Annotated in this window: 23 protein-coding genes and 1 pseudogene; 6 read left to right on the top strand and 18 right to left on the bottom strand. The window is 71.7% G+C overall.

The features are described from left to right. Positions 1-191: 191 nt before the first annotated feature. Together IPK37_04790 and IPK37_04795 are read right to left on the bottom strand one after the other, a co-directional pair. A complete protein-coding gene (locus tag IPK37_04790; protein QQS01735.1) occupies positions 192-1,523 on the bottom strand; it encodes an FAD-binding protein in 1,332 nt (443 codons plus the stop codon). 24 nt (positions 1,524-1,547) lie between these two features. Further along, a complete protein-coding gene (locus IPK37_04795; protein ID QQS01736.1) occupies positions 1,548-2,879 on the bottom strand; it encodes an alanine racemase in 1,332 nt (443 codons plus the stop codon). Here IPK37_04795 and map point away from each other — a divergent pair. Continuing rightward, positions 2,866-3,636 carry a type I methionyl aminopeptidase gene (map, locus tag IPK37_04800; GenBank protein QQS01737.1) on the top strand — a complete coding sequence of 257 codons (771 nt, stop codon included), beginning with the start codon at positions 2,866-2,868 and terminating at the stop codon, positions 3,634-3,636. The genes IPK37_04795 and map overlap by 14 nt on opposite strands. Positions 3,637-3,684: 48 nt before the next feature. On the opposite strand, the gene IPK37_04805 is transcribed toward map, so the two are convergent. Continuing rightward, positions 3,685-4,287, bottom strand: a complete 603-nt coding sequence (locus IPK37_04805; GenBank protein QQS02677.1) for a hypothetical protein — start codon at positions 4,285-4,287, stop codon at positions 3,685-3,687. Between the two features lie 256 nt (positions 4,288-4,543). On the opposite strand from IPK37_04805, the gene IPK37_04810 reads away from it, so the two are divergent. After that, positions 4,544-5,938 (top strand): deoxyribodipyrimidine photo-lyase, encoded by a 1,395-nt coding sequence (locus tag IPK37_04810; GenBank protein QQS01738.1) that lies wholly within the window; start codon positions 4,544-4,546, stop codon positions 5,936-5,938. 116 nt (positions 5,939-6,054) lie between these two features. On the opposite strand, the gene IPK37_04815 is transcribed toward IPK37_04810, so the two are convergent. From IPK37_04815 to IPK37_04845, 7 genes and pseudogenes are all read right to left on the bottom strand, one after another. Continuing rightward, positions 6,055-6,312 carry a Txe/YoeB family addiction module toxin gene (locus tag IPK37_04815; GenBank protein QQS01739.1) on the bottom strand — a complete coding sequence of 86 codons (258 nt, stop codon included), beginning with the start codon at positions 6,310-6,312 and terminating at the stop codon, positions 6,055-6,057. Then, on the bottom strand, positions 6,309-6,563 hold the full coding sequence (locus tag IPK37_04820; GenBank protein QQS01740.1) for a type II toxin-antitoxin system prevent-host-death family antitoxin: 255 nt from the start codon (positions 6,561-6,563) through the stop codon (positions 6,309-6,311). The genes IPK37_04815 and IPK37_04820 overlap by 4 nt, the downstream gene beginning before the upstream one ends. Positions 6,564-6,622: 59 nt before the next feature. Then, positions 6,623-7,378 carry an ABC transporter permease gene (locus tag IPK37_04825; protein ID QQS01741.1) on the bottom strand — a complete coding sequence of 252 codons (756 nt, stop codon included), beginning with the start codon at positions 7,376-7,378 and terminating at the stop codon, positions 6,623-6,625. Then, positions 7,375-8,151: an ABC transporter permease gene (locus IPK37_04830; protein ID QQS02678.1), complete on the bottom strand. Its 777-nt coding sequence runs from the start codon at positions 8,149-8,151 to the stop codon at positions 7,375-7,377. Before IPK37_04830 ends, IPK37_04825 begins: the two co-directional genes overlap by 4 nt. 115 nt (positions 8,152-8,266) lie before the next feature. After that, positions 8,267-9,205, bottom strand: a complete 939-nt coding sequence (locus IPK37_04835; GenBank protein QQS02679.1) for an ABC transporter ATP-binding protein — start codon at positions 9,203-9,205, stop codon at positions 8,267-8,269. Positions 9,206-9,411: 206 nt separating this feature from the next. Beyond that, positions 9,412-10,053 (bottom strand): SAM-dependent methyltransferase, encoded by a 642-nt coding sequence (locus tag IPK37_04840; protein QQS01742.1) that lies wholly within the window; start codon positions 10,051-10,053, stop codon positions 9,412-9,414. A gap of 100 nt (positions 10,054-10,153) precedes the next feature. After that, positions 10,154-11,970: pseudogene (locus IPK37_04845) on the bottom strand (aminotransferase class V-fold PLP-dependent enzyme). A 142-nt stretch (positions 11,971-12,112) separates the two neighbouring features. Here IPK37_04845 and IPK37_04850 point away from each other — a divergent pair. From IPK37_04850 to IPK37_04860, 3 genes are all read left to right on the top strand, one after another. Next, positions 12,113-13,492 (top strand): UTP--glucose-1-phosphate uridylyltransferase, encoded by a 1,380-nt coding sequence (locus tag IPK37_04850; protein ID QQS01743.1) that lies wholly within the window; start codon positions 12,113-12,115, stop codon positions 13,490-13,492. Positions 13,493-13,498: 6 nt separating this feature from the next. Then, positions 13,499-14,179, top strand: a complete 681-nt coding sequence (locus IPK37_04855; protein QQS01744.1) for a YdcF family protein — start codon at positions 13,499-13,501, stop codon at positions 14,177-14,179. Positions 14,180-14,468: 289 nt separating this feature from the next. After that, positions 14,469-14,903 (top strand): pentapeptide repeat-containing protein, encoded by a 435-nt coding sequence (locus IPK37_04860; GenBank protein QQS01745.1) that lies wholly within the window; start codon positions 14,469-14,471, stop codon positions 14,901-14,903. Between the two features lie 10 nt (positions 14,904-14,913). Here IPK37_04860 and IPK37_04865 read toward each other — a convergent pair whose 3' ends face one another. The 5 genes from IPK37_04865 to IPK37_04885 all read right to left on the bottom strand — a co-directional run bounded on the left by IPK37_04865 (position 14,914) and on the right by IPK37_04885 (position 18,893). Further along, positions 14,914-15,906 carry a HAMP domain-containing histidine kinase gene (locus tag IPK37_04865; GenBank protein QQS01746.1) on the bottom strand — a complete coding sequence of 331 codons (993 nt, stop codon included), beginning with the start codon at positions 15,904-15,906 and terminating at the stop codon, positions 14,914-14,916. A gap of 96 nt (positions 15,907-16,002) precedes the next feature. Continuing rightward, positions 16,003-16,797 (bottom strand): response regulator transcription factor, encoded by a 795-nt coding sequence (locus tag IPK37_04870; protein QQS01747.1) that lies wholly within the window; start codon positions 16,795-16,797, stop codon positions 16,003-16,005. 242 nt (positions 16,798-17,039) lie between these two features. Further along, on the bottom strand, positions 17,040-18,122 hold the full coding sequence (locus tag IPK37_04875) for a magnesium transporter CorA family protein (protein ID QQS01748.1): 1,083 nt from the start codon (positions 18,120-18,122) through the stop codon (positions 17,040-17,042). A 47-nt stretch (positions 18,123-18,169) separates the two neighbouring features. Next, positions 18,170-18,472 (bottom strand): PspC domain-containing protein, encoded by a 303-nt coding sequence (locus tag IPK37_04880; protein QQS01749.1) that lies wholly within the window; start codon positions 18,470-18,472, stop codon positions 18,170-18,172. A gap of 220 nt (positions 18,473-18,692) precedes the next feature. Then, the gene (locus IPK37_04885) at positions 18,693-18,893 is read right to left on the bottom strand and encodes a hypothetical protein (GenBank protein QQS01750.1); all 201 of its coding nucleotides are present in this window, start codon (positions 18,891-18,893) and stop codon (positions 18,693-18,695) included. A gap of 415 nt (positions 18,894-19,308) precedes the next feature. Between IPK37_04885 and IPK37_04890 the strand changes: the two genes are divergently transcribed. Continuing rightward, positions 19,309-20,370, top strand: coding sequence for a nitronate monooxygenase (locus IPK37_04890; protein ID QQS01751.1), 1,062 nt, complete (start codon positions 19,309-19,311; stop codon positions 20,368-20,370). Between the two features lie 11 nt (positions 20,371-20,381). On the opposite strand, the gene IPK37_04895 is transcribed toward IPK37_04890, so the two are convergent. From IPK37_04895 to IPK37_04905, 3 genes are all read right to left on the bottom strand, one after another. Then, the gene (locus IPK37_04895) at positions 20,382-20,726 is read right to left on the bottom strand and encodes an LOG family protein (GenBank protein ID QQS01752.1); all 345 of its coding nucleotides are present in this window, start codon (positions 20,724-20,726) and stop codon (positions 20,382-20,384) included. A 72-nt stretch (positions 20,727-20,798) separates the two neighbouring features. Then, positions 20,799-21,401, bottom strand: a complete 603-nt coding sequence (locus tag IPK37_04900; GenBank protein ID QQS01753.1) for a TetR/AcrR family transcriptional regulator — start codon at positions 21,399-21,401, stop codon at positions 20,799-20,801. Positions 21,402-21,501: 100 nt separating this feature from the next. Then, the gene (locus IPK37_04905; protein QQS02680.1) at positions 21,502-24,327 is read right to left on the bottom strand and encodes a 2-hydroxyacyl-CoA dehydratase; all 2,826 of its coding nucleotides are present in this window, start codon (positions 24,325-24,327) and stop codon (positions 21,502-21,504) included. Positions 24,328-25,567 lie beyond the last annotated feature (1,240 nt).

Raw genomic sequence — 25,567 nt, forward strand, 5'->3', positions numbered from 1 at the left:
TCATGTCGGCCTGACGGCCGGAGGAGGCTGCGGGACACGACCCTTCGCCTTGGCGACCGACCCAAACCTCTGCCACAACGGGTCACGAGACCCGGCTTCCCTTCACAACGCAACAGGTCAGCGAGCTCTCTCCGCGTGGTGGGACATCGATGTGGTAGAGGTTCGTGCCGCTTGATCGTCTCCCAGCGAGCTCACGGGCCCAGCACCCGATCGAGGTAGGGGTTCGCGAACACCCGGTCCGGGTCGACCAGATCACGGACGGCCAGCGCGTCGCCGAATCGCGGGTAGCGCGCCGCCAACACCTCGGCGTCGAGCCGGTGCAGCTTGCCCCAGTGCGGCCGGCCGTCGTACCGCGCCAGCACGTCCTCGAACGCCCGGAACACCCGCGTGTGGTCCATCCCCACGTACTGGTGGATGGCGAGGTAGGCGACGTCCCGTCCGTACGCCGTGGAGAGCCACACGTCGTCGGCCGCGGCGTACCGCACCTCCAGCGGGAAGCTCACCGGTTCACGGGTCCGATCGAACCAGCCGGCCAGGTAACGCAGGATCTCGGGGGCCGCCGCGCGCGGGACGGCGTACTCGCTCTCCCGGAACTTCACCCGCCGCGGCGAGACGAAGACGCGGTGCGAGACGTCGGTGAACTCGCGCCGAGACATCGCCGCGGCGCTGACGCGATTGGCCCACGGCGTCGCCCGCGGGCACGCCGTGAGCGCCCGGTTCAGCCCCTCGAACAGGGCGTTGTCGACGAGTTCCCCGCCCAACCACGCCCGCCACGCCGGCAGCGGCTCGCCGGACCGATCGCCGGGCGCCAGCCGGGTGTTCGTCTTGAGCAGGCACCCGTCGGTGTGCGGGAACCAGAAGAACTCAACGTGGTCGTGCCCGGTCATCGTCGCGTCGAAGTCCGCGAGCAGGTCCGGCAGGCGGGCGGGCCGTTCCACGGCCCGGATGCGGTACGCCGGGAGCACCGCCAGCTCGACCTCGGTGACCAACCCGAACGCGCCCAGCCCGAGCCGCGCCGCCGCGAACAGCTCGGGCCGCTCGGTGGCCGAGCAGGTGACGTCGGTCCCATCGGCGAGGACAAGCCGGAGCGCCGTCACCGTGCTGGCCAGCCCGCCGAACGCCGCGCCCGTCCCGTGCGTGCCGGTCGCGAGCGCGCCCGAGATCGACTGGGCGTCGATGTCGCCGAGGTTCGCCATCGCCAGGCCCGCGGCGTCGAGGAGCCGGTTGAGGTCGCGCAGTGTCGTTCCGGCGCGGACCCGGACGCGCCCCGCGGCGGGGTCGACCTGCACCAGGCCGGTCAGCGCGCGCAGGTCCAGCAGGACCCCGTCGGTGTAGGCCGCGCCCGTGAAGGAGTGCCCCGACCCGACCGCCTTGACCCGCAGCCCGTCGGCGCGGGCCGCCCGCACGGCCGCCACCACGTCTGCCGTACTCGCCGCCGCGACGCACCGCGCGCGCAGCGCCCGCACGTTCCCCGCCCAGTTCTCCCACCGGTCCGGTCCCACCTGGTCCCCCTTCACGGACATCCCCGCCGGATGACTCCGACGGGCTCAGCCAAAACAGCGGCCCTCGCCGCGGTACGTCGGCGCCGACCCGGTCACCCGGCCGCCCTCGACGAGCCAGACCCGGTCGAACCGCTCCAATGGTTCCCCCGCCTTCGTCGGCCGAAACCAGACGGCCTCGCCGATCGCGGGCGGCGCGCCGGCCGCCCGCAGCGGGGTCTGCACCTCCCCGGCGCCCTCCGACCCGATCAGCCGCAAGCCCGGCGGCCACACCGGCGTCGGCAGCCGCGAGGCCCCCGCCGCGCCGGAGGCGACGTACCCGCCCCCGAACACCGTCGCGAACCCCGGCGCCGGTCGGCGCACGACCGGCAGGACGACGTACAAGGCGGGCCGCGGCGACCAGCCGCGGTAGGCGTCGAAGCTGGTCGGCGCGTACAGCCCTGAGCCGGCCGCCAGCTCGGTGAGCGCGTCGTCCGCGCCGGTGACGTGCAGGCTCCCGGATCCGCCGCCGTTGACGAACCGCAGCGGCGGCGCGCCCAGCCGGTCCAGCTCCGCGGCCACGGCGTCGACGTCGGCCCGCCGTCGCGTCCGCAGGTCCCGGTCCGAGGCCCGCTTGACCGCGCGGACGGCCGCCGAGGCGTCGGGCAGGCCGGCGATCTGGGCGTCGTAGAACATCAGCCCGGCCAGGAGCAGGCCCGGCGCGCCAGCGACCACCCCGGCGGCCCGCGCCACCCCCGCGGGGGTGCGCAGCGGCGACCGCCGCGCGCCGAGGTGCACGCGGCCGACGCGCAGCGAGGCGTCGACGTCGACGCAGACCCGGATCGGGGCGTCGGGGCGGGACCCGGCGTCCGCCCAGGCCCGCTGTGCCATGGCCAGGTGGGCGGGGTCGTCGGCCATGATCGTGACCCGCGCGCAGGCGGCCGGGTCGGCGGCCAGCGCCCGCAGCGCGGCGGCGTCGACGCTCGGGTACGCCACGAGGATGTCGTCGTGGCCGCGCCCCGCGAGCCAGTGGGCCTCCGCGACGGAGTACGCCATCAGCCCCGCGAATCCCGGTCGGGCCAGGGCCTCGTCGAGGATCGCGCGGCACCGGACCGACTTGGTCGCCACCCGGATCGGCCGGCCGTGGGCCCGCGCCACCAGCAGGTCGGCGTTCGCGCGGACCGCGTCGAGGTCGACCACCGCGGCGGGTAGCGGCACGTCCTCGCCCGCCTGGGCGAGGGCGGCGCGGAGTGCCGCGGACGGTACGCCGTGGGGCGCTGCGCGCACGGGTGCCTCGCTACCGGTCGGTTGGATTGGTGAGGCCGCCAGCGTACGACGTACCGTCGTCCCCGTCCCCCCGAGTCGCCCGAACCCCCCGAGGACCCCCGTGATCGAGCGCATGTCGCCCGTCGAGATCGACCAGATGCGTCCCGCCGGCGAGTTCGTCGCCGGGGTGCTCGACGACCTGTGTCGGCGGGTGCGGGTGGGGACGAACCTGCTGGAGATCGACGCGTGGGCCCACGACGCCATCCGCGAGCGGGGCGCGACGAGCTGCTACATCGACTACCACCCGTCGTTCGGGGCCTCCCCGTTCGGGCACGTGATCTGCACGTCCGTCAACGACGCGGTGCTGCACGGGCTGCCGCACGACTACGTGCTGGCCGACGGCGACCTGCTCTCGCTCGACTTCGCGGTCGCGATCGACGGCTGGGTGAGCGATTCGGCGCGCAGCGTCGTGGTGGGTACGCCGCGCCCGCAGGACCTGGACCTCATCGCGACCACCGAGCGGGCGCTGGCGGCGGCGATCGCGGTGGCGCGGGCGGGGCGCCGGCTCGGGGACATCTCGGCGACGATCGGGCAGGTGGCGCGGGACGCGGGGTACGCCGTCAACACCCAGTTCGGCGGTCACGGGGTGGGCCGCACGATGCACGGCGAGCCGCACGTGCCGAACGACGGGCGCGCCGGCCGCGGCCTGACCCTGCAACCGGGGCTCGTCATCGCGATCGAGCCATGGCTGCTGGAGACCACGGATCGCATCTTCACCGACCCGGACGGATGGACGCTGCGCAGCGCCGACGGCAGCCGGGGCGCCCATTCCGAGCACACGATCGCGATCACGACCGGCGATCCCATCGTGCTGACCGCGCGGCCCGCCTGATTGCTTGCCTGACTGCTCCGGGCCCGAGGGGCTCCTGGGCCAGCCGGGTTACTTGGCGGCGTGCGCCACGTCGACGACGAGCCTCGTCTTGCCGCCGTCGTCCATGATCGAGGCCTTGAACGGCAGCTGCTCACGGACCCCGACGCCGAACGTCGTCATGCCCTCGAAGCTGCCGGCCGAGGCGATCTGGCGCAGCGACTTGTACCCCGTGACGGTGACCAGCTCCGTCGCGTCCGCGGGCAGGTAGGTGGGCTGACCTGCGGCGTCGTACGACGGGGCGCCCACCACGACCGTGAGGAACGCACCGCCCCGCAGCACCACGGGCTTGCCGGAGGCGTCCTGGCGGACCTGGGAAACATAACGCACCTGATAGCCCGGCTTCTTCGCCGCGTCCCCCGCGAGGTCGATGACGAGCCGATCGAAGCAGTCCTGCTGCCCGGCGCGGACGCCGGTGACGGTCATGGGCGCCAGCGTCGTGTCGACCGGGGCGGTGGTGGCCCCGTCGAAGGTGCAGGCGGTCGTGCTGCCGGAGGCTGTGCCGCTGATCATGGGGCTGCCGCTCGACGATTGCGACGAGGTGCCCGCGGAGGCGCTCGTCGTCGTGGCGACCGACGAGGTCTTCTCGGTGTCGCCGCCGCATGCGGCCAGCAGGGGGACGCAGGCGAGGACGGCGACCGCCCCGACCCGGCCCCGCCGGGCCCTGGTTGACCTGTCGAACCTCGTGCTCATCTCGGCTCCTCCCGCCGGTCATGGCAACACCCGCGAGGTCGGCGCCTCACGTCATATTCCTCAGCATCGTCATGACCTGCGGCGATTCACAAGCTTCCCACGCCGATCGTGACGCCATGGTGACCTAGGGAGTTCGTCTGGTTCGGGGGGTTGGTCCGGCCCCGCTAGGGTGACGCGCATGCCGTCGGTCCTGTGGTTTCGCCGCGATCTTCGCCTCGGCGATCTGCCCGCGCTGGGCGCCGCGATCGAAGCCGGCGGGCCGGTGGTTCCGCTGTTCGTCCTCGATCCCGCCTTGGACGCGACGGCGGGTCCGGTGCGGCTGCGATGCCTGCTCGGCGCCCTGCGCGCGCTCGGCGAGAGCTGCGACGGGCGGCTGGTCGTGCGGTCCGGCCGCCCCGAGGAGGTTGTGCCCGCCGTCGCGGCCGAGGCCGGGGCCGGCGGCGTCCACGTCAGCGCCGAGAGCACGCCGTACGGTCGCCGTCGCGACGAGCGGGTCCGCGCCGCCCTCGCCGCGCGCGGGGTCGCGTGGGTGGCGACAGGCACGCCGTACGCCGTGGGCCCGGGCACCCTGTTGACGGGCGGGGGCGCGCCGTACCAGGTCTTCACGCCGTTCGCCCGCGCCTGGCGCGACCACGGCTGGCCGCAGCCCGCGCCGATCCCGCGGGGGCTGACCTGGGCCGACGGGATCGCCACCGAGGCGCTCCCGGCCGATCCGGCGGTCGGGGACACCCGGCTGCCGGAGTGCTCCGAGGCGGCCGCACTGGACCGGCTCGGCGAGTTCGTGGCCGACGGCCTGACGGCGTACGGCACCGACCGCGACCGCGCCGACCTGCGGGGCACGAGCGAACTGTCGATGCACCTCAAGTACGGGACCATCCATCCCCGCACGATCCTGGCGGCGGTTTCGGCGGCGGGAGCGGGGGGCGGTGCCGGGTTCAGCGGGGCGGGGCCCGGCGGGGCGCGCGGCGACGGGGCGGACCGGTTCAGCACGGAGCTGGCGTGGCGGGAGTACTACGCCGACGTGCTCTGGCACCGGCCCGACTCCGCGTGGGCGGACCTGCGGCCGGGGCTGCGGACGATGGCGTACGACGAGCCGGGCGAGGACTTCGCGGCCTGGTGCGCGGGGCGGACCGGGTTCCCGTTCGTCGACGCCGGGATGCGCCAGCTGCTCGCGGAGGGGTGGATGCACAACCGGGTGCGGATGGTCGTGGCGTCGTTCCTGGTCAAGGACCTGCACGTGTGGTGGCCGCACGGCGCGCGGCATTTCCTTGAGCACCTGCGGGACGGGGACATCGCCAGCAACAATCACGGCTGGCAGTGGGTGGCCGGGACCGGGACGGACGCGGCGCCGTACTTCCGGGTGTTCAACCCCGTCAGCCAGGGGCTGAAGTTCGATCCGCGCGGGGACTACGTGCGCCGGTACGTGCCCGAGCTCGCCCACCTGGCGGGCAAGGCGGCGCATGAGCCGTGGCGGGCTGCGGACGGGTACGCCGCCGGGTACCCCGCCCCGGTCCTCGATCACGCCGAGGAGCGCGCGGAGGCGCTCCGGCGGTACGACGCGGCTCGGTCCTGATCGGGAGCGCTCAGGCGGCCATCCCGACTCGGTGCTCTGTTCGATTCACGGGCCGACTCAGCCCTCCCACAAGCGATTTCGCGCCAGAAACTGGACGTTCGCCCAGGGCGAACAGGCTACTCATAGTGGTACCGGCACGCCGCGATCTGGATCTGGCCCTCGATGACCTTGTAGATCAACCGATGCTCGTCGGTGACCCGCCTCGACCAGAATCCCGCGAAGCCGTGCCTTAACGGCTCCGGCTTCCCGATGCCCTCGTTACCGTTGCGCCCGATGTCCGCGATGAGCTGGTTGATTCGGCGGAGCACCTTGCGGTCCTGCTCCTGCCACCACAGGTAGTCCTCCCACGCCCGAGCGCTGAAGACGATCGTCATTCCGCAATGAGCTCGCGTGCCACGCCACCGCCGGATTCCAACTCCTGGATGGATGCCAACAAGCGGCGGGCATTAGCGGGGCTTCGCAGCAGGTAGGCCGTCTCTTTCAAAGACTCGTAGTCGTCCAGTGACACGATGACGGCCGGCTCGTGCCCGGCGCGCGTAATCACGACCTCCTCGCGATCGCTGACCACTGAATCCAGCACCTCGGCATAGCGAGCGCGGGATTCGGTGTAACTCATGGTCCTCATCGTGTCACCTCCGTACAGAAAAGCGTACGCCGCTCCGTCCTGCAGCGCAATCCCGTCGATCAGCGCAGCAGCAGGGTGCCCAGGCGGCGGCGGGCGCCCATCATGCCCACGATCCCCAAGACCAACAGGTACAGCACCGAGACCGCGCTCGCCGGGGTCAGCAGCCCGGTGCACAGCTCTCGGCAGAGCACCACCCCCCGATAGAGCGGGGTCGCCTCGATGACCCAGCGCAGCGGTCCGGCCAGCGTCTCGACGGGGAAGAAGGTGCCGCTGAACAGCATCATCGGGACCAGCGCCAGGGTGACGTATTCGAAGTCCTGCCAGCTCGTGAAGTGCGTGGTCACCCACATCCCGACGCCGGCGAATGCGAAGCCGATGAGCAGCGTCGCCGGCAGGGCCAGCACGGCCCACCCGGAGGAGGCCAGCCCCATCGCCGCCATGATCGCGAGGAAGCCCGCCGAATAGATCCCGCCGCGGATGAGCGCCCACATCGTCTCGCCGATCGCCACGTCGGTCACAGTCATGGGCGTCGCCAGCACGGCGTCGTACAGCTTGGCGTACTTCATCCGGAAGAACAGGTTGAAGGTCGAGTCGAAGATCGCGCCGGTCGTCGCGGCGGTGGCCAGCATCGCGGGGGCCACGAACTCCGCGTAACCGATCCGTCGTCCCCCCACGTCGAAGCCCTTGATCATGGCTCCCACCCCGATGCCGATCGAGAGCAGGTAGAGGATCGGCTCGAGGAAGCCCGTCAGGAAGACGAGCCAGTCCCGCCGGTAGACAAAGAAGTGGCGGTTGACCAGGCGCCAGGCGATCACGAGATCAGCCGCCGCTCGAGTCGCCGGGTCGCCCACGCGGCGCCCACGACGACGATCGCGAGCAGATATGCCGCGTGCCCCGCCATCATTGGCCAGTCGATCGCGCCCCACGGCGCCAGCATGAACGCCCTGGTCAGCTCCACCCCGTGGTAGAGCGGCGTGAGCTGAGCCGCCACCTGCAGCGGCGCCGCCAGGTTGCTCACCGGGAAGAACGCCCCCGAGAACAGGAACAGCGGCGTGACGACGATCCGCATGATCACCGAGAAGACCGAGTCCGACTTCGCCCAGGCCGCCACCCCGAAGAACGGCGTGGCGAACGCCAGTCCGATCAACAGCTGCACCGCGAAGGCGAGCACGACCCCGGGCCAGCTCGCGTACAACCCGAACGGGACCAGGGCCAGCATGAACACCGCGCACGTCGTGGCGATTCGAAACGCCACGAACGCCATGTGCGCCCCGAACACGTCGACCACCCGCAGCGGCGTCGCGATCATCGAGAAGTACGTCTTGTTCCACTTCACCATGCCCATGACCGGCCACAACACCTCGCCCATGGCGATCTGCATGGCGTGCGCGGCGAGGAGCCCGGGGGCGACGAAGTGCAGGTACGTCGTGGCGCCCGGCAGCCGAGCTCCCGAGTCGTCCACGAACCGCCCAAGCAGCATCCCCATGGCGACCAGATAGAGCACCGGGGTGACGAAGCTGTTGAACACCGAGCCGCGCCAGGTGCGCTGGTAGACGGTCAGCCAGTAGTCGAACTGCCGGCTGACCATCACCATGTGCCGCGGCCCGGGTCGCTCGGGCGAGGCGCCTGACCGGTGGGCCTCGGCGGCCACGGAGCCGGGCGGGGCCGGCGCGGAGGCGGGCGGATCGTTCGCAGCGGGCACGTCAATCCACCAACGTCCGGCCGGTGAGGTGCAGGAACACGTCCTCCAGGGTGGAGCGCCGCACGAGGGTCGTCTGCGGCTCCACGCGCTCGTGCACCGCCGCCGCAGTGGCATCGGCATGGTCCGTGTAGAGCAGGATCCGGTCGGGAAGGACCTCGGTGCGCGCCACGAGCCCGTCCAGCCGGGCGGCCACCGCGACCATCTCATCCGGCGTGATCACTCCGAATCGGGCCTCGACCACCTCGCGGGTCGAGTGCTGCCGGATCAGGTCAACCGGTGTGCCCTGGGCCACGATGACGCCGCCGTCGACCACCACGAGCCGGTCGCACAGCTGCTCGGCCTCGTCCATGTAGTGCGTGGTCAGGAGCTGGGTGACGCCGGCGTGCTTCAGGCGGTAGAGCTGGTCCCACAACAGGTGGCGCGCCTGCGGGTCCAGTCCCGTCGTGGGCTCGTCGAGGAGCAGCAGCTCGGGGTCGTTCACCAGCGACCGGGCGATCGTGAGGCGCCGCTTCATGCCGCCGGACAGGTCGTCGACCTTGGCGTTCGCCTTGTCGGTGAGGTTGACGAAGTCCAGCAGCTCGTCGGCGCGGCGCCGCACCTGGTCGCGGGGCAGCCCGAAGTAACGCCCGTAGACCGTGAGGTTCTCCCGCACGCTGAGCTCAGCGTCCAGGGTGTCGTCTTGCGGGCAGACGCCCAGCCGCGCCCGGATCTGCGAGCCGTGCGACTCGGGATCCATTCCGAGGACGCGCAGGTCACCGCCCGTGCGAGGGCTCACCGTCGCGATCATCCGCATCGACGTCGACTTGCCCGCCCCGTTGGGGCCGAGGAAGCCGAACAGCTCCCCGCGGCGCACCTCGATGTCGATGCCTCGGACGGCCTCGAACTCGCCGTACGCCTTGCGCAGCCCCCGCGCCCACACCAGAGCGTCCGCGTCGGGCATGGCGGCATCGACGCTCCCCTGCCCGGACACCACCCCCGCATCGCGCCGCGCCGCCGCGCGCCCCTCCCCCGTCATGGTCGGCACGCTAACAGCCGCCCCCGACAACGCTCACGACGTTTTCCGCCGGACAGCGCCGCCCCGAACCCCGTCGCCCGCCGGCCCCCTCCGGCCGCCGCGAGATCGGCAGCCTCCGACGGCGGGTGGCCTCAGCGGTAGAACGTGAAGATCCGACCTTCCTCCGGGCGCGCGTCCTCGGGCAGCGCCGCCGCCGGGTCGGCGACCAGCCGTTCGACGCCGACGCGCATGACCGTGCCCTCGACCTGCTCGCACAGCGCGACCTGCTCGAACCCCGCCTCGTCGAACCACCCGCGGATGTCCGGCCCGAGGTCGGGCTCCTGAGCGCCGCGCGTCCAGATCACGGTGGCCCCCGGCGCACACAGGGTGCGCCCCACGTGGATGAGCCGCCGGATGTCCCGCGCGGTGATGTTGCCCATGATTCCCGACAGCAGAAGCAGGTCGGCGGGCCGGAGGCCGTCGTACGCCGTGAGTTCGCCGGCGTCGCTACGACGTACGACGATCCGCCCCGCGCAGCCGAGCCGCTCGATCTCGGCCTCGGCGACGGCACAGATGGCCTGATCGATCTCGACGAGGGCGCCGGTCACCCGCTCGCGGTCGTCCCGGCCGGCGAGCACGCCGAGGAGGTCGCGGCCCTCCCCGGCGCAGACGCTCACGACCTGCACGGCCGCCGGCGCGGTCCGGTCGAGGACCGCCGCGATCTGGGCCTGCACCTCGCGCAGGCGAGCGGACAGGGCCGAGGTCGGGTCGTCGTACTCCGTGTGCCAGGCCACGTAGTCGCGCAGCCGCGGGGACTCGGCGGTGCCGCCGTCGTCGGGGCACCCGTCGCCGATGAGGTGCCGTCCGACGCCATGGCCGAACTCTGCTCCGAGGTCATGGGCAGGAGCCTGTCAGACCCAGGCAGACCGCGGGGAGCTCGAACCAGCGCAGGTGTTCGAACTCCGCGGAGGCGTCCGGCACTCCCCACCCCGAGGCGTCCCGCGACGGGTCGTCGGCCAGCGCGGCGAAGAGGGCGCGGGCCTCGTCGAGGTACCCCGTCAGGGCCCGCTCCGGCGCCGTCACGTGCTGGGCCGGATAGGTCAGCCGGCCCTCCTCCCAGTCGAGCATCGACAGCCGCAGCGGCGGCTCCACGGCGCCGTCGCGGTGGTGCCAGCGCCCGGTCGCCGGGTCGAAGCGGTAGTCCGGCAGGAGCCGCCAGCCCTGCTCGGCCACCAGCTCGACCGCCGCGATGACGTAGTCGACGACCCGCTCGGAGACGAAGTAGTTGAAGTTCACCCGCACCCAGCCCGGCTTGATGCCCTCGCAGCCCCCGGTGATCTCCGCCTCGAACTCCTTGGACGCCGCGAGGTCGATGCCGAGCAGGCGGTGCCCGTACGGCCCCGCGCACGAACACCCGCCCCTCGACTGGATCCCGAACAGGTCATTGAGCAGCGCGACCACGAAGTTGTGGTGCAGGTATTTGCCGCTGGGCGTCTTGACCACGAACGACGTGATCGAGAGCCGCTGGGCGTCGAGGTTGCCGAGGATCTCGATGGCCGGGTGCGCCGTCCACGCCGCCACCGCCCGGCGCAGGTAGTAGTCCTCGAAGGCGCGGATCACGTCCACGCCGACGGCCCGCTTCAGCGCGAACACCAGCCCGGCGCGGATCGACTCGACGATCGCGGGGGTGCCGCCCTCCTCCCGATGCACGACGTCGGGTAGGTAGCTGTGGTCCACCGGGTTGACGTAGGCCACGGTGCCGCCGCCCGGCACGTCGGGGATGCGGTTGCGGCACAGCTCCCGACGTACGACGAGAACGCCCGGCGTGCTCGGGCCGCCCACGAACTTGTGCGGGGAGAGGAACACCGCGTCCAGATAGGCGTCGGCCGCAGCGTCAGTTCCGGTGGGGTGCATGTCGATGGCGACGTACGGCGCCGCGGCCGCGTAGTCCCAGAAGGACAGGGCGCCGTGGCGGTGCAGGAGCGCGGCCACGGCCGCGATGTCGGTCATGATTCCCGTGACATTGGAGGCCGCCGAGAAGGAGCCGATCTTCAGCGGCCGGTCGGCGTACTCGACCAGCCGCGCCTCCAGCTCGGCCAGGTCGACGTGCCCGTTGCGGTCCTCGCGGATCTCGATGACGTCGGCGATCGACTCGCGCCAGGGCAGCTCGTTGCTGTGATGCTCGTACGGCCCGATGAACACGACGGGCCGCTGCTCAGCCGGGATGTGCGTGCTGAGCGCGTGGGCGTCCTCCAACGTGAGGGGATCCGGATCCCGAGGATCCCGACCAGCTTGTCGATGGCCGCGGTCGAGCCCGCACCGCAGAAGATCACCGCGTCGCCCGCCTCCGCCCCCACGCAGTCGGCGATGATCGCGCGCGCGTCCTCGCGCAGGCGCGTCGTCTGCAGGCCGGTGCCGGAGGACTCGGTGTGGGTGTTGGCGTACGACGGCAGGACGGCGCCCCGGATGAAGTCCTCGATGAAGGTCAGGGCGCGACCCGAGGCGGTGTAGTCGGCGTAGGTCACCCGGCGCGGGCCGTAGGGGCCGGTCATCACCAGGTCATCGCCGATGACGGCCTCGCGGATGGTTCGCAGCAGCGGGCTCTCCGGAGGCCTCGGCGCGGGTGTTCGCGCGGGCCCCGCGGGCCCGGGCGCGGGGGTTGGCGCGGTCCCCGGGGCAGGCGTGGGCAGCGGCACAGCGGTGCTGGTCATGTCTCCACGGTGCGGCCGGCCTCCGGCAGGGACAAGACCAGCTTGTTTGTCGATGAAATAACGTTGGATTAAGTGATCGAGTTAGCGCTTAACCCAACGTTATCGAAGGGACGTTTACGCCGGTGACTACTAGGCTGGCGCCATGAGTGCGGAGGGCTTGGCGGGCGCGCAATCGAAGATGGCCGAGGCCGGAGTGAGCCAGGAGGCGATCGACGTCTTCAGCCACTACTACGGCGAACTCGAGGGGGGCGCGACCGGCCTCATCGCCGAGTCGGACATCGACCCCTTACCCCAACCCACCAGGCTCGCGGACATCGAGGTCAGCGACGAGCAGGCCCGCGAGGCCCTCGGCAAGACGGTCATCCTCAAGCTCAACGGCGGCCTCGGCACGTCCATGGGCATGGAGCAGGCCAAGTCGCTGCTGCCGGTCCGGGAGGGCGCGAGCTTCCTCGACCTCATCTGCCAACAGGTGCGCTCGGCCCGCACGACGTACGGCGCGCGCCTCCCGCTCATCTTCATGAACAGCTTCCGCACGTCCACGGACACGCTGGCGGCCTTGGCCGCGCATTCGGACATCGCCACCGACGGCGTACCGCTGGACTTCGTCCAGAACCAGGAACCCAAGCTGCGCACCGACGACCTGACGCCGGTGGAGTGGCCGGCGGACCCCAGCCTCGAATGGTGCCCCCCGGGGCACGGCGACCTCTACACGGCGCTGCTCGCGTCGGGGCTGCTGCGCTCCCTGGTGGACCAGGGCTACCGCTACGCCACGGTCAGCAACTCGGACAACCTCGGCGCGGTGCCGGACGCGCGGATTGCGGGCTGGTTCGCGCAGTCCGGGGCGCCGTACGCCGTGGAGGTCTGCCGTCGGACGGCGGCGGATCGCAAGGGGGGCCACCTCGCCGTACGGCGTAGCGACCAGCGGATCATCCTGCGCGAGAGCGCCCAGACCGCCAGCGAGGACATGGCGTCGTTCACGGACGAGGCCCGGCACGCCTTCTTCAACACCAACAGCCTGTGGTTCGACCTGGAACAGGTCCTCGCGGTGCTCACCGAGCGGGGCGGGGTCCTCGGCCTGCCGCTGATCCGCAACGTCAAGACCGTGGACCCCACCGACCCGGGCTCGCCCGAGGTGTTCCAGATCGAGACGGCGATGGGCGCGGCCGTCGAGGTCTTCGAGGGAGCCCTGGCCCTGGAGGTCGGGCGGGACCGGTTCCTGCCTGTGAAGACCACCAACGACCTGCTCCTGCTGCGCTCGGACGTCTACGACGTGACCGCTGACGGCGCCGTGCAGCGGATTGCCCGGGCCGAGCCGCTCATCGACCTCGACTCCCGCTACTACAAGCGGATCGCCGACTTCGAGGCGCGCTTCGCCCAGGGCGCGCCGTCGCTGCGCGGCTGCACGTCGCTGACCGTCGAGGGGGACTGGACGTTCGGCTCCGGCGTCGTCTGCGAGGGCGAGGTGGAGCTGGAGGACGCGGGCGAGCCGCGCACCGTAGCGACAGGCTCGGTGCTGAGGTAGGTCGCCGTGCGGCGTCTCGCCGGCCGTCACTGGCTTCGCCGCGGGGCGTGGGCGGCGGGCCTTGGCGTCGTCGCGGTCGCGGCCGCCGTCGCGGGTTCCGGCGCCTGGGTGAGCTCGTCCGCCGCCGGCCGGACGTACGACGTGGCCTCGGTGCCCGCCAAGGACGTGGCGCTCGTCCTCGGCGCCGGTCTGAGGGCCGACGGCACTCCCACCCCGTACCTCGCCGCGCGCCTGGACCTGGCCCGGGACCTCTACGCCCGCGGCGCCGTCAAGGTCGTCCTCGTCTCCGGCGACAACCGCAGCGAGGCGTACGACGAGCCCACCGCCATGCGCACCTACCTGATCGACGCGGGGGTGCCCGCCGACCGCGTGGTCGCCGACTTCGCGGGGCTGGCTACCCATGACTCGTGTTACCGGGCCCAGAGAGTTTTCGGAGTGCGGTCCGCGATCGTTGCGTCACAGAGTTATCACGTTCTGCGGGCCCTTGCTGTCTGCCGGGCCTTGGGGCTGGACGCTGTCGGAGTGGGCGACGAGTCCGGGCGCGCGAGCGCCGCGACGTGGGCGGCGGGGGAACAACGCGAGACACTGGCAGCCGTGAAGGCCGCGTGGGATGTCACCACCCATCGCACTCCCCTCCTGGGGGCACCCGAGCCGGGAATCCTCGACGCCCTGCGCGACCAGCACTGATCGACTCTGGACATTTGTTTGATCGATAGGAGTTGGACGTCCGACCATATGTCTACCGGGCGTCCGACCTAACGCAAAGTTACCCCCTAGTTCAGGTCGAACGAACGTCAAGCTCGCGTCTGGATATCGCTGTCAGGCTCCGAACCTCGTCTCGGGCCGGTGCATTGCGAACGCCGAAGGGGTACTCTCTGCGTTTCACGCAAACTTCATCACAGGCCTACTCCGGCTTTAACGCACGGTCGATTGTCTTGGTCGCGACATCAAGACCAGTTAGCCAGGAGGAATCCCGATGTTCCGCACCCGCACCGCCATCGCCACCGCCACGCTCAGCCTCGCCGTCGTCGGCGGGTTCGGCGCCACCGCTCAGGCCGCCCCGCTCGCGGAGAACTTCACGCAGAGCAACTTCACCCAGTCGAACTTCACGCAGTCGAACTTCACGCAGTCGAACTTCACGCAGTCGAACTTCACGCAGTCCAACTTCACGCAGTCGAACTTCACCCAGAGCAACTTCACGCAGTCCAACTTCACCCAGTCCAACTTCACCCAGTCCAACTTCACCCAGTCCAACTTCACCCAGTCCAACTTCACGCAGTCCAACTTCACGCAGTCCAACTTCACGCAGTCCAACTTCACGCAGTCCAACTTCACCCAGTCCAACTTCACGCAGAGCAACTTCACGCAGTCCGTGCTGCCGGCGTGGGCCAGCGCAGGGCTGCTCGGCTGACCGCGGCCGGCTAGACCATCGCCGGCAGCCAGCCGATGAACTCCGCTCCGCTGCCGCGCCCGCTGCTGCGCGCGACGAGTTCACCGCCGTGCGCCCGAACGATTTCGCGGGCAATGGTGAGGCCGATGCCGGAACCCGTTTCCCCCCGATTTTCGCGCCGACCGGCCACCCGATAAAAGCGCTCGAAGATCCGCTCCAGATCGGCGGGATCGATCCCCTCGCCGCTGTCTCGGATCGAAAACCAGGTCCACCGCCCCGACCGGCCGACGCGCACGGTGATCGTGCCGCCGGAAGTCGTCGCCCGCACCGCATTGCCGACCAGGTTGCGCACGACCTGCGAGAGGCGATCGGGGTCGACGTACACCGGCACCAACTCCGAACCCGGCCGCACGTCGATCCGTAGCCCCGCGTCCTCCACCTGGGGGCGGAGGCGTTCGGTGGCCGAGACCACGACCCCGCGCAGGTCGAACAGGAGGGGACGCAGCTCGAGGCGGCCCTCCTCCGCGCGGGAGAGGGCGGACAGGTCGTCGGACAGGCGCCTCAGTCGGCGTACCTCGTCGGTGACGTGACCGAGTTCCTCGGCGTCCACCGGGATGATGCCGTCCATCATCCCCTCGACGTACCCGTCGATGATCGTCAGCGGCGTCCGCATCTCGTGGGCGACCTCGCCCAACAGCCGGCGCCGACGGGTTTCGGTGTCCGCGAGGGCGCCTCGCAGCCGGTTGAGATCGGTCACCAGCCCACCCAGGCTGCCGTACACCGTCGGCAGCGGTTCGTCGTAATCGCCGGCACCGAGGGTGGCGGCGGCATCGCGAAGGCGGGTGAGCGGCAGGATCAGGCGGTACGCCGCCGCGCAGGCGGCCGCCAGGGCCACGACGCCACCGGCAGCCGCCCCCACCCACCAGGGGGCATCGGTCAGGCGGATGACGCCCAGCGTGACCCCGAGCGCGACGAACGCGACCGCGGCGTGTGAGCCGACCGAGCGCAGGTACATGCGCTTCATGCCGTCACCGGCTGGGCAGCGGCGGAGCAGCCTGACGGACCCCGGACCCGCCGTTCAGCGCGGCACCACCGCCGGCGCCCGTGGCCGGGTCACCGGTCACCACTGCGGGGCCGGCGACCCCACCCGACTACCCATCCCCCCGCCGGCCGTGCGCTCACCACCGCCGCCCGGCCCGGCACCGGGTTGCAGCAGGAACTTGTAACCCACCCCGCGCACCGTGCCGATGATGCGCGGGCGCGCGGCGTCGTCGCGCAGCACCCGCCGGATGTTGCGGACGTGCACGTCGACGACGCGTTCGTCGCCGTAGAAGTCGTAGCCCCAGACCCGCTCCAGCAGTTGGGCGCGGGAGAACACCCGCCCGCAGTCCTCGGCCAAGGCCCACAGGAGGTCGAACTCCAGCGTCGAGAGGGGCACCTCCCGGCCCTCGACGTGGATCTCCCGGCTGCGCGAGTCGATGATCAATCCGGGGAAGCGTCGCAGCTCATCGGGGTCGACGGCGCTGGCCGGACTCGAGCCGCGCATCGAGGGGTCGCGGCGCAGGACCGTGTTGACGCGGGCCACGACCTCCCGGGGGCTGAACGGCTTCGTGACGTAGTCGTCCGCGCCGATCGTCAGACCCACGAGCTTGTCCAGCTCCTCGCTGCGGGCGGTGACTAGGATCACATAGACGTCGCTGACGGCCCGGATTCGGCGGAGGACCTCCATGCCGTCGATGTCCGGCAGCCCGACGTCGAGGAGGATGAGCACCGGCGCGGCCCGAGCGACCACCGCCAGGGATTCCGCCCCGGAGCCGGCTTCCTCGACCGCGAAACCGTCCGCCTCGAGGTAGGCCCGGAGAACCCGACGAATCTGCGCTTCGTCATCGACGACGAGTATCCGTCTGCGCTGCATAGCCCGTCTCCAGCCCTTGAACTCCCACCCCGCGGGCGGTACGCCCGTTGTCCCCTGCCGGGCCGCATGGCGGCGGGCGCGGGCCGGCACACGCACGGCTGCACATCATCGTGAGTGAACGCGAGTTCCCTTGTTGATCAACGCAGTACGCCGCACGTATGGCCGTCACCATTGTGGGTCGTCCGACCCTGCCGTGGCACCCCCGACGCGCGGAGCGGAACGCTTGGTCGCACCGGCGGGCCTCAGAGCCAGTCGCGCCGCTTGAACACGACGTACAGCCCGAGCGAACCGATGACGACCAGCGCCACGCTCTGCCAGAGCCCCGAGACCTCCTGAAAGCCGGGGTACGGCACGTTTTGCCCGAACCATCCGGTCACCGCCGTAGGGACGGCGATGATGGCCGCCCACGCGGCCAGCTTCTTCATCACCGTGTTGAGCCGCGCGTCCTGCAGCGACAGGTTGGTCTCGAAGAGCGAAGTCACCATGTCGCGCAGCGACTCGGTCCACTCGGCGGCGCGCAGGACGTGGTCGTACAGGTCGTCGTACCACGGCCGCAGCAGCGCCTCGGCCGGCGCGTTGCGCTCGGCCTCGGGGAGCGCGGTGCGATGCCGCAGGACGCCGTTGACCAGCTCCCGCATGGGCAGCACCACGCGGCGGAGCTCGACGAGTTCCTTGCGGATCCGGTACGTCGACCGCTGCACCTGCGCGGTGCGGACGTCGGTGTCGAACAGGACGTCCTCGATGGCCTCGACGGCGTCGTCGAGCTGCTGGATCGTGTCGAAGTGGCTGTCCACCACGGCATCGAGGAGACCGTGCAGAAGGGCCCCCATTCCGTCGCCGCCGGTGTCCTCGATGAGTGCGGCGTTGTCGTCCCACCGAGCGGTCACCTCGGCCATGTCGAAGCGCTCGTCGGGCCGGATCGTCACGAGGGCCCGCGGCAGGGCAAACACGCTGATCTTGGCCAGTTCGAGGCGTGACTCGTGCGCGCCGGCGAAGGCGCCGTCGGACGGCGGGGTGAGCGAGGTGGCGTACATGGTCAGGAAGACCCGGTCGCCGTGCCGGATGGCCTTGGGGCGTTCCCGGTGCGCGAGGGTGGCGTCGACGGCCTGCGGCGTCATCCCCAGCTCCTCGGCGAGCTGAGCCAGCATTTGCGGATCCGGCGCGACCAGGTCCACCCAGGCCAGGCTGTCGGGCTCGGCAAGGTGGACGTCGAGCTGCCCAAGGAGGAAGTCCTCCTCGGCCAGCCGGCCATGGCGCCACAGCCGGGCGCGCGCCGCAGCCCGGGCGGAGGGCCCGGGCTGCGCGGTGGGAGGGGATTCGCTCACGGGGTGATTATTTCCGGTGCCTGCGGCCCAGCTCCCCGAGGTGGCCCTCAGTGGATCGTGTCCTGGGGGCCCGTGCCGTTGGCGGGGTTGGTGAAGTACGGCGGAGCCGGCTGGGGCTCCCCCGCCGACAGGAGGCGCCGCGCCGTGGGCTGGTCCGGCATCACGAACCACAGCAGCGGGTAGATGATCAGTTGGCTGCCGGGGAGCAGCAGGAGGAGCACCATGACCAGTCGTACGGCGGCGGTGTCGGTGCCGAACTTGGCGGCGAGCCCGGAGCAGACGCCGCCGAGCCAGCGGTCGTCGCCGCGGACTAGGCCGGATTTCGCCATGGCGGTGTGGACGGAGTTCATCGTGCGGTCCTTTCGGGCGTGACCCCTCGGGTCCGGAGTGCGGTCCGGTCGCGGGTCGAGTGCGGTCTGTCATCGCTGGGCGGAGGGCCCCTTCGGCGATAACTCCACTCTGGCCGGGTCGCGGGGACGCGACCATCGGGTGGCACCCCGAGCGGCCCCTGACCCGACCCCGACGCAGGGTCAGGCGAGATTCCCCCAATGGGGCTCGCGCTCCCCTAGCTCAGTGGCAACTACGCCCTGACAGGACGAACCAGGTGCCGTTCGGCCCTTGGTGGGCGACCAATTCGCGCCGCTCGGTCCGCCACGTCACCCGGTCGCTCAGGTCCTGCGCGGCCCGCCAGGCCAGGGCGGGGTCGGACCACTCCTGGGCGGCGGTGCGTAGCCAGGCGTCCAGGGCCGTGCGGGCGGTCGACGCGCCCACGCGTCCTCGGGCATCAACGCCGCGAACGCGGTGCAGGTCCCGGTAAGGGCGGGCGGCGACCCGGCCTCGCCCGAGCCCGCGGCGGTGGGGCTCGCGGACCCCGGTCCCGTGATCGCCGTGCCCCGCGGGCTGGGCATCCCGGCCGCGACGAGCGGGTGGTCCCCGCCGACCCCGCCGGCGGCCGTCAGCACGACGTACGAGGCGGTGACCGCCAACGCCACGCGGCGCGGGACGCCGGACAGCGTGTCGCCGCCATCAGCGCCCCCCTCGGTACCGCCGCCGGGGCGCCGGCGCCGACTCCATGAACCGCCCATCGCGCGCCTCCTGTGTCTCGCTGCAGGTCCGCTTGACCTTCTCACCTGATCACGAGCATCTGGGGCGCACCGGAGGTTGCCCCCGTGCCATCGTGGGAGTCATGGCCGTGCGATTCGACGTCACTGACCCGACCGTTCTGCCGGCGCCCGTCGTGGCCGCCCCGATGGCCGGCGGGCCATCGACCCCGGAGCTGGTGGCCGCCGTCGCCGACGCCGGCGGGCTCGGCTTCCTGGCGGCCGGCTACGTGCCCGCGGCCGCCCTCTCCGACCAGATCACCCGCACTCGGGAGCTGACGAGTCGCCCCTTCGGGGTCAATGTGTTCGTGCCGGGCCGGGCGCCACACGGCGCTGAGCTGGAATCCCTTCGGGCCCACGTCGCGGCGTACCGCGGAGCTCTCGCCCCCGACGCCGCCCGGCTGGGCGTCACGCTGCCGGAGCCGAATTGGGCCGACGACGACGGCTGGGAGGAAAAGATCGCCCTCCTCACGCTGGTGGACCCGGTGCCGGTGGTGTCGTTCACCTTCGGGGTGCCGGGCGGGAATGTGGTCGAGGATCTGCAGGCCGTCGGCACGGCGGTGTGGGTCACGGTCACCGACCTCGCCGAGGCGCGCGCGGCCCGGGAGGTGGGCGCCGACGCGCTGGTCGTGCAGGGCTTCGACGCCGGCGGGCACCGGTCGACGCACGACGTGGCGGACGTCCCGAACGAACTCGACCATCTCGCGCTGCTGCCCGTCCTTTCCGAAGTGGGGCTGCCGATGATCGCCGCGGGTGGCGTGACGACGGCCGGGGACGTCTCCCGGGCGCGGGCGGCGGGCGCCGCGGCGGTGCAGGTGGGCACGGCCTTTCTCCTGACCGAGGAGGCCGGGACCAGTTCCGCCCACCGCCTGGGGCTGACCGACCCGGCACTCCGCTCGACCGTGACCCGCGCGTTCTCGGGACGCCCGGCGCGAGGCCTGGCCAACCGGTTTGCGCTGGAGCATTCGGAGCAGGCGCCCGCGGCGTATCCCGTCGTCGACCAACTGACCAAGCCGTTGCGGGCGGAGTCGGCCGCGGCCGGCGACATCGGCGGCGTGTCCCTGTGGGCCGGGTCCGGCTGGCGGGCGGCCGCGGAGGGCCCCGCAGCTGCGGTGGTCGCCCGACTCGCCGCAGCCGACAGCCGTTGACGGAATCGACGTCACCGCCGGTCACTCCGGTGGCATTCGCCGCGGGTGCGAGGCCGCCCGGACCGAACCGGTACCAGCACATGCGCTGGCCGACCATGAAAGGCCTCATGGGACCGCCGTGGTGTCAGTTGCGTCCGCTCAAGCCGCCCATCGTCCGCCCGCTCCGATCGGTGAGTTCGGGGTGCCCTGAGGCGATAGCGCTCCGGTCGGAGCGGCAGGAAGCCCACGCCCTTGCGGTGTAGCCCCAGCTGGCTCCAGGTGAGGATCTCCATGACCGCCTTGAACGTCCCGAACCCGCCGAGCAGCGCCAGGAACGCGTCCGAGCGCTCGGCCATCAGCGCCTTGCGGGCGGGCATCGACGGCACGACGTGCAACGCCGTCAGCCCCCGGCGATGGGGCCCACGACCCCGAGCCGGGGCGTGCTGGTGTCAGGACGGTCGAGCGGGATGGCCGACGACTCCGTCGCGGAGCGCCCGCTGCAGGAACTGCAGGGTCTCCCGGGTGGTCCGCTCCAGGTCGGCGCCGTGCTCGACCAGCGCCACGGCGCCCGCGATCACCCCGTTCGCCAGCGCGGTGGTCGTCGCGACATCCTCGGCCCCTGACGCCGCGACGATCTCGCGCAGCGGCCGGGCCACCTCGTCGTGGAGCTCCCGCAGCCGCACCCGGCAGGCGGCGGGCAGCTCGACCCCTACCAGCCGCGTCGGGGAGTGCCCACGGCGGGCCGTCTCCAGGGTGGCCCGCACGTACGCCGCAATGCGCTCGTCCACGTCCTGTCCGGCCCGGCTCAGCGCGGCATCCAGGTCGGCCTGGCTGGCCACGAACAGCTGCTCGATGGCGGCGCCCAACAGCTCGCCGCTCGTGGGGAAGTACTGATACACGCTCGTCCGCGCCAGGCCCGTCATCTTGGCGACCGCCGCCGGCGTCAGCGCGGTCGGCCCCTCGCTGACCAGCAGCTCCACCGCGTTGTCCACCACCGCGCGGCGCCGCATGGCGCGGTGCTCGGCAACGGTCGGGGCCTCGATCTTGGGCACGGCGCGCTCCTTCTGGGCCCACGGGGGCGAATGCTGGCAGTGTACGTCCAGCTCGCCAGGTCCTCGCAGGTCACCGCCCGACGCCAACCCGGTCGGGTCCTCAGCGAGCGGTGTAGCTGACCAGGTCGTCGTCGTACGGCGTACCGTCCAGGTCGTCGTGATGCGGCACCGCCGCGCGCTGCATCGCGGTCGAGATCATCAGCTTGATCCGGTTGAGCTGGTTGACCGCGCTGGCCCCGGGGTCGTAGTCGACGGAGACGATGTTGGCCTGGGGGTAGCGGCGCCGCAGCTCCCGGAACATGCCCTTGCCGGTGACGTGGTTGGGCAGACACGCGAATGGCTGGGCGCAGATGATGTTGGGCACGCCCTCCTCGATGAGGCTGATCATCTCGGCGGTGAGATACCAGCCCTCCCCCGCCTGATTCCCCAGCGAGACCACCTCGGCGGCCTTGGCGGCCAGCTCGTCGATCGGCTCGGGCACGTCGAACTTGCCGCTACGCCGCAGCGCCCGCACGGCCGGCGCCTGGTAGCGCTCCAGCAGCGCCTTCACCCCGCGCTTGACGAACCGGGCGCGCTCGCCCACGCCGTACTGCTCGAAGTTCCAGTGCGCGGTCGCGACCGAGTTGAGCACGAACCCCAGCAGGCCCGGCAGCACCGCCTCGCAGCCCTCGGACTCGACGACCCGCACGACGTCGTTGTTGGCGTCCGGGTGGAACTTGACCAGGATCTCCCCCACGATGCCGACGCGCGGTCGGCGCGGCTCGGGACGCAGCGGGAGCCGGTCGAAGTCGCGGACGATCCGCTCGATCATCCACCGGTAGCCGACCCGCCGGCCGAGGGTGTCGGACCAGCCGTAGCCGATGAAGTACTCGCGCACGACGTCGTTCCAGGTCCGGTAGAGGCGGTCGGCGGAGCCGGGGATGGCCTCGTACGGCCGGGTCCGCAACAGCGCCGTCTGCAGCATGTCGCCGAGCACCATGGCCTGGATGACGCGGTGCAGCATCGGCACGGTGAACGAGAAGCCCGGGGTGTCCTCGAGCCCGTACGCCGAGAGGGCCAGCACCGGGACCTGCGCGAACCCCGCCTCGGCCAGGCCCTTGCGCAGCAGCGCGGCGTAGTTCGTCGCCCGGCACATGCCGCCGGTCTGGCTGATGATGACGGTGCAGTTGTCGGGGTCGTACTCGCCGGAGCGCAGCGCGTCGAGCAGCTGGCCGATGAGCACGATCGCGGGGAAGCAGGCGTCGTTGTTGACGTGCTTGAGGCCGAGTTCCATAGCCTCGGGTCGGGCGTGCTCGAGCAGCCGTACGTCGTAGCCGCTGCGCCGCAGCACCGCCTCGAACAGGCGCCACTGGATCGGGGCCATCTGCGGCAGCAGGATCGTGTGCTTCTCGGCCATTTCCTTGGTGAAGACCGGCGGCGCCTCGACCGTGGCGAGCTGCTCGGCGGCCCGCCCGGCCGCGGCCTGCCCATCCCGCTCGCGGGTGGCCGCCTGCAGCGAGCGGAGCCGGATCCGGGCAGCCCCCAGGCTGGACACCTCGTCGATCTTGAGGACGGTGTAGACCTTGCCGCGCTCGGCGAGGAGCTCTGCCACCTGGTCGCCGGTGATCGCGTCGATCCCGCAGCCGAAGCTGTTGAGCTGGACCAGTTCGAGGTCGTCGCGGGTGCCGACGAAGGCGGCGGCCTCGTAGAGCCGGGAGTGGTAGGCCCATTGGTCGCGCACCCGCAGCGGCCGGGGCGCCAGCGCGACGGGCTCGCCGTCCACGGTGCTGCCGCCGCCCAGGCCGACGACCGAGTCCTCGGTGAGCACAGCGAGGCCGAGCGAGTTGATCAGCTCGGGGATGCCGTGGTGCACCTCCGGGTCGCAGTGGTACGGGCGCCCGGCCAGCACGATCCCGCGCGTCCCGGTCCGCTCCATGACCTCCAGCGCGTCGCGACCCATCGCCCGGATGTCCTCGCGGACCTGCGCGTCCTCGGCGTACCCCGCCGCCACCGCGGCCGCCATCTCCGCCCGGTCGATGCCCCAGTCGGCGAAGACCCCGCACAGCCGGTCCACCAGCAGCTCGCGGTCGGCCAGCGACAGGAAGGGGCGGATGAGCCGTACGTCGTGGTCGCGCAGCGTCTCGACGTTGTTGCCGATGACCTCGGGGTAGCTCATCACCACCGGGCAGTTGTAGTGGTTGTCGGCGGCTGCGACGAGCTGCTGCTCGTAGGCGATGCAGGGGTAGAAGATCGTCCGGACGCCGCGCGCCACGAGGTCCTCGACGTGGCCGTGGGCCAGCTTGGCCGGGTAGCAGACGTTCTCGGAGGGGATCGAGTCCATCCCGGCCTCGAACAGCGCGTGGTCGCTGCGGCCGGACAGCTGCACCCGAAAGCCGAGGCGGGTCAGGATCGTGAACCAGAACGGGTAGTTCTCGTACATGTTCAGCGCCCGCGGGATCCCGATGTCGCCGCGGGTGGCCTCGCGTTCGGTGAGCCGCCGGTAGGCGAACAGCCGCTGGTACTTGGCCTCGACCACGTTCGGCAGCGTCGACTTGGCCCGCCGCTTGGCCGACGCCGGGTCCGGGTCGGCGCCGCGGTCGCAGCGGTTGCCGGTGACGTGCCGCGAGCCGTCGCCGAAGGTCGAGGTGGTGAGCTGGCAGTGGTTCTGGCACAGGGCACAGTCGCCCAGCTCGGTCTCGTGCGAGAACGTCGCGAGCTCGTCGAGGGTGAGCAGGCGCGACGTCGCGCTGGGCAGGCCCCGGCGCAGGGTCGGCATCCCCAGGGCGACCGGCACCGTGTGGCCGATCCGCGCCACGTCGTGGGCGTGGCCCGCGTGCGGGTCGGGCTCGACCGGCAGGGACGCCCGGACCCAGCCGTCGACGGCGCTGCCGGGCAACCCGTCCTGATACCGCTGCCGGGCGATGAGGGCCGCCCCGAAGGCGCCCATGAGCCCGCTGATATCCGGACGGACGACTTCGCGTTCGGTCAGGAGCTCAAACGCCCGCAGGACCGCGTCGTTGAGGAACGTGCCGCCCTGAACGACGACGCGCTCGCCGAGCTGGTCTGAGTCCTTGAGCTTGATGACCTTGTACAGCGCGTTGCGGACCACCGAGTACGACAGCCCCGCGGAGATTTCGCCGACACCGGCGCCCTCCTTCTGTGCCTGCTTTACGGCCGAATTCATGAAGACGGTGCAGCGGCTGCCGAGGTCCACCGGCGCCGTGGCGTCCAGCGCCTCGGCGGCGAACGCGCCGATGTCGCGGCCCATCGTCGCGGCGAACGTCGACAGGAACGATCCGCACCCGGAGCTGCACGCCTCGTTCACAGAAATAGAGTCGATGACCCCGGATTTGATACGCAGGTACTTCATGTCCTGGCCGCCGATGTCGATGACGCTGGTCACCCCGGGCGCCAGGAACTCGGCCGCGCGGTAGTGCGCCATCGTCTCGATCTCGCCGTCGTCGGCGTGCAGGGCGGCCTTGACCAGGCCCTCGCCGTACCCAGTCACGCATGTGCGCGCGATGGTGGCGGTCGCCGGGAGCGCCTCGCGGATGGCGGTGAGGATGCGTACGGCGCCGTCGACGGGGTCGCCCTCGTTGGAGGCGTAGTGCGAGAACAGCAGGCGGCGCTCGTCGTCGAGGAGCACCGCCTTGATGGTCGTGGAGCCGGCGTCGATGCCGAGGTAGCACGGTCCGGTGGTGCTGCCCAGGTCCGCCCGCGGCACCTGGTGCTGCCGGTGCCGGGCGACGAACTCGGCGCGTTCGCTCGCGTCGGCGAAGAGCGGCCGCATCCGGTGCGTCTCGCCGGCGCCGCGCTCGGCGGTGCGGGCGCGGCGGACCACGTCGGCCAGGGCGACCGGCTCGCCGCGGGCCAGCAGGGCCGCGCCGACCGCGACGTACAGCTGGGCCTTGGCTGGCGTGTGGAAGCCCTCGACCTGCCCGGCGAGGGCGCGCTCGAAGGCCGTCCGCAGCTGCGGGAGGAAGAACAGCGGGCCGCCGAGGAAGACGACGTGGCCGCGGATCGGGCGGCCGCAGGCGAGGCCCGCGATCGTCTGGTTGACGACCGCCGCGAAGATCGAGGCGGCGAGGTCGGTGTGCGCGGCACCTTCGTTGAGCAGCGGCTGCAGGTCCGACTTGGCGAAGACGCCGCAGCGCGAGGCGATGGGATAGAGGGTGCCGTAGCGGGCG

Source organism: Austwickia sp. (assembly GCA_016699675.1).
In the GTDB taxonomy this organism is placed as follows: Bacteria; Actinomycetota; Actinomycetes; order Actinomycetales; family Dermatophilaceae; genus Austwickia.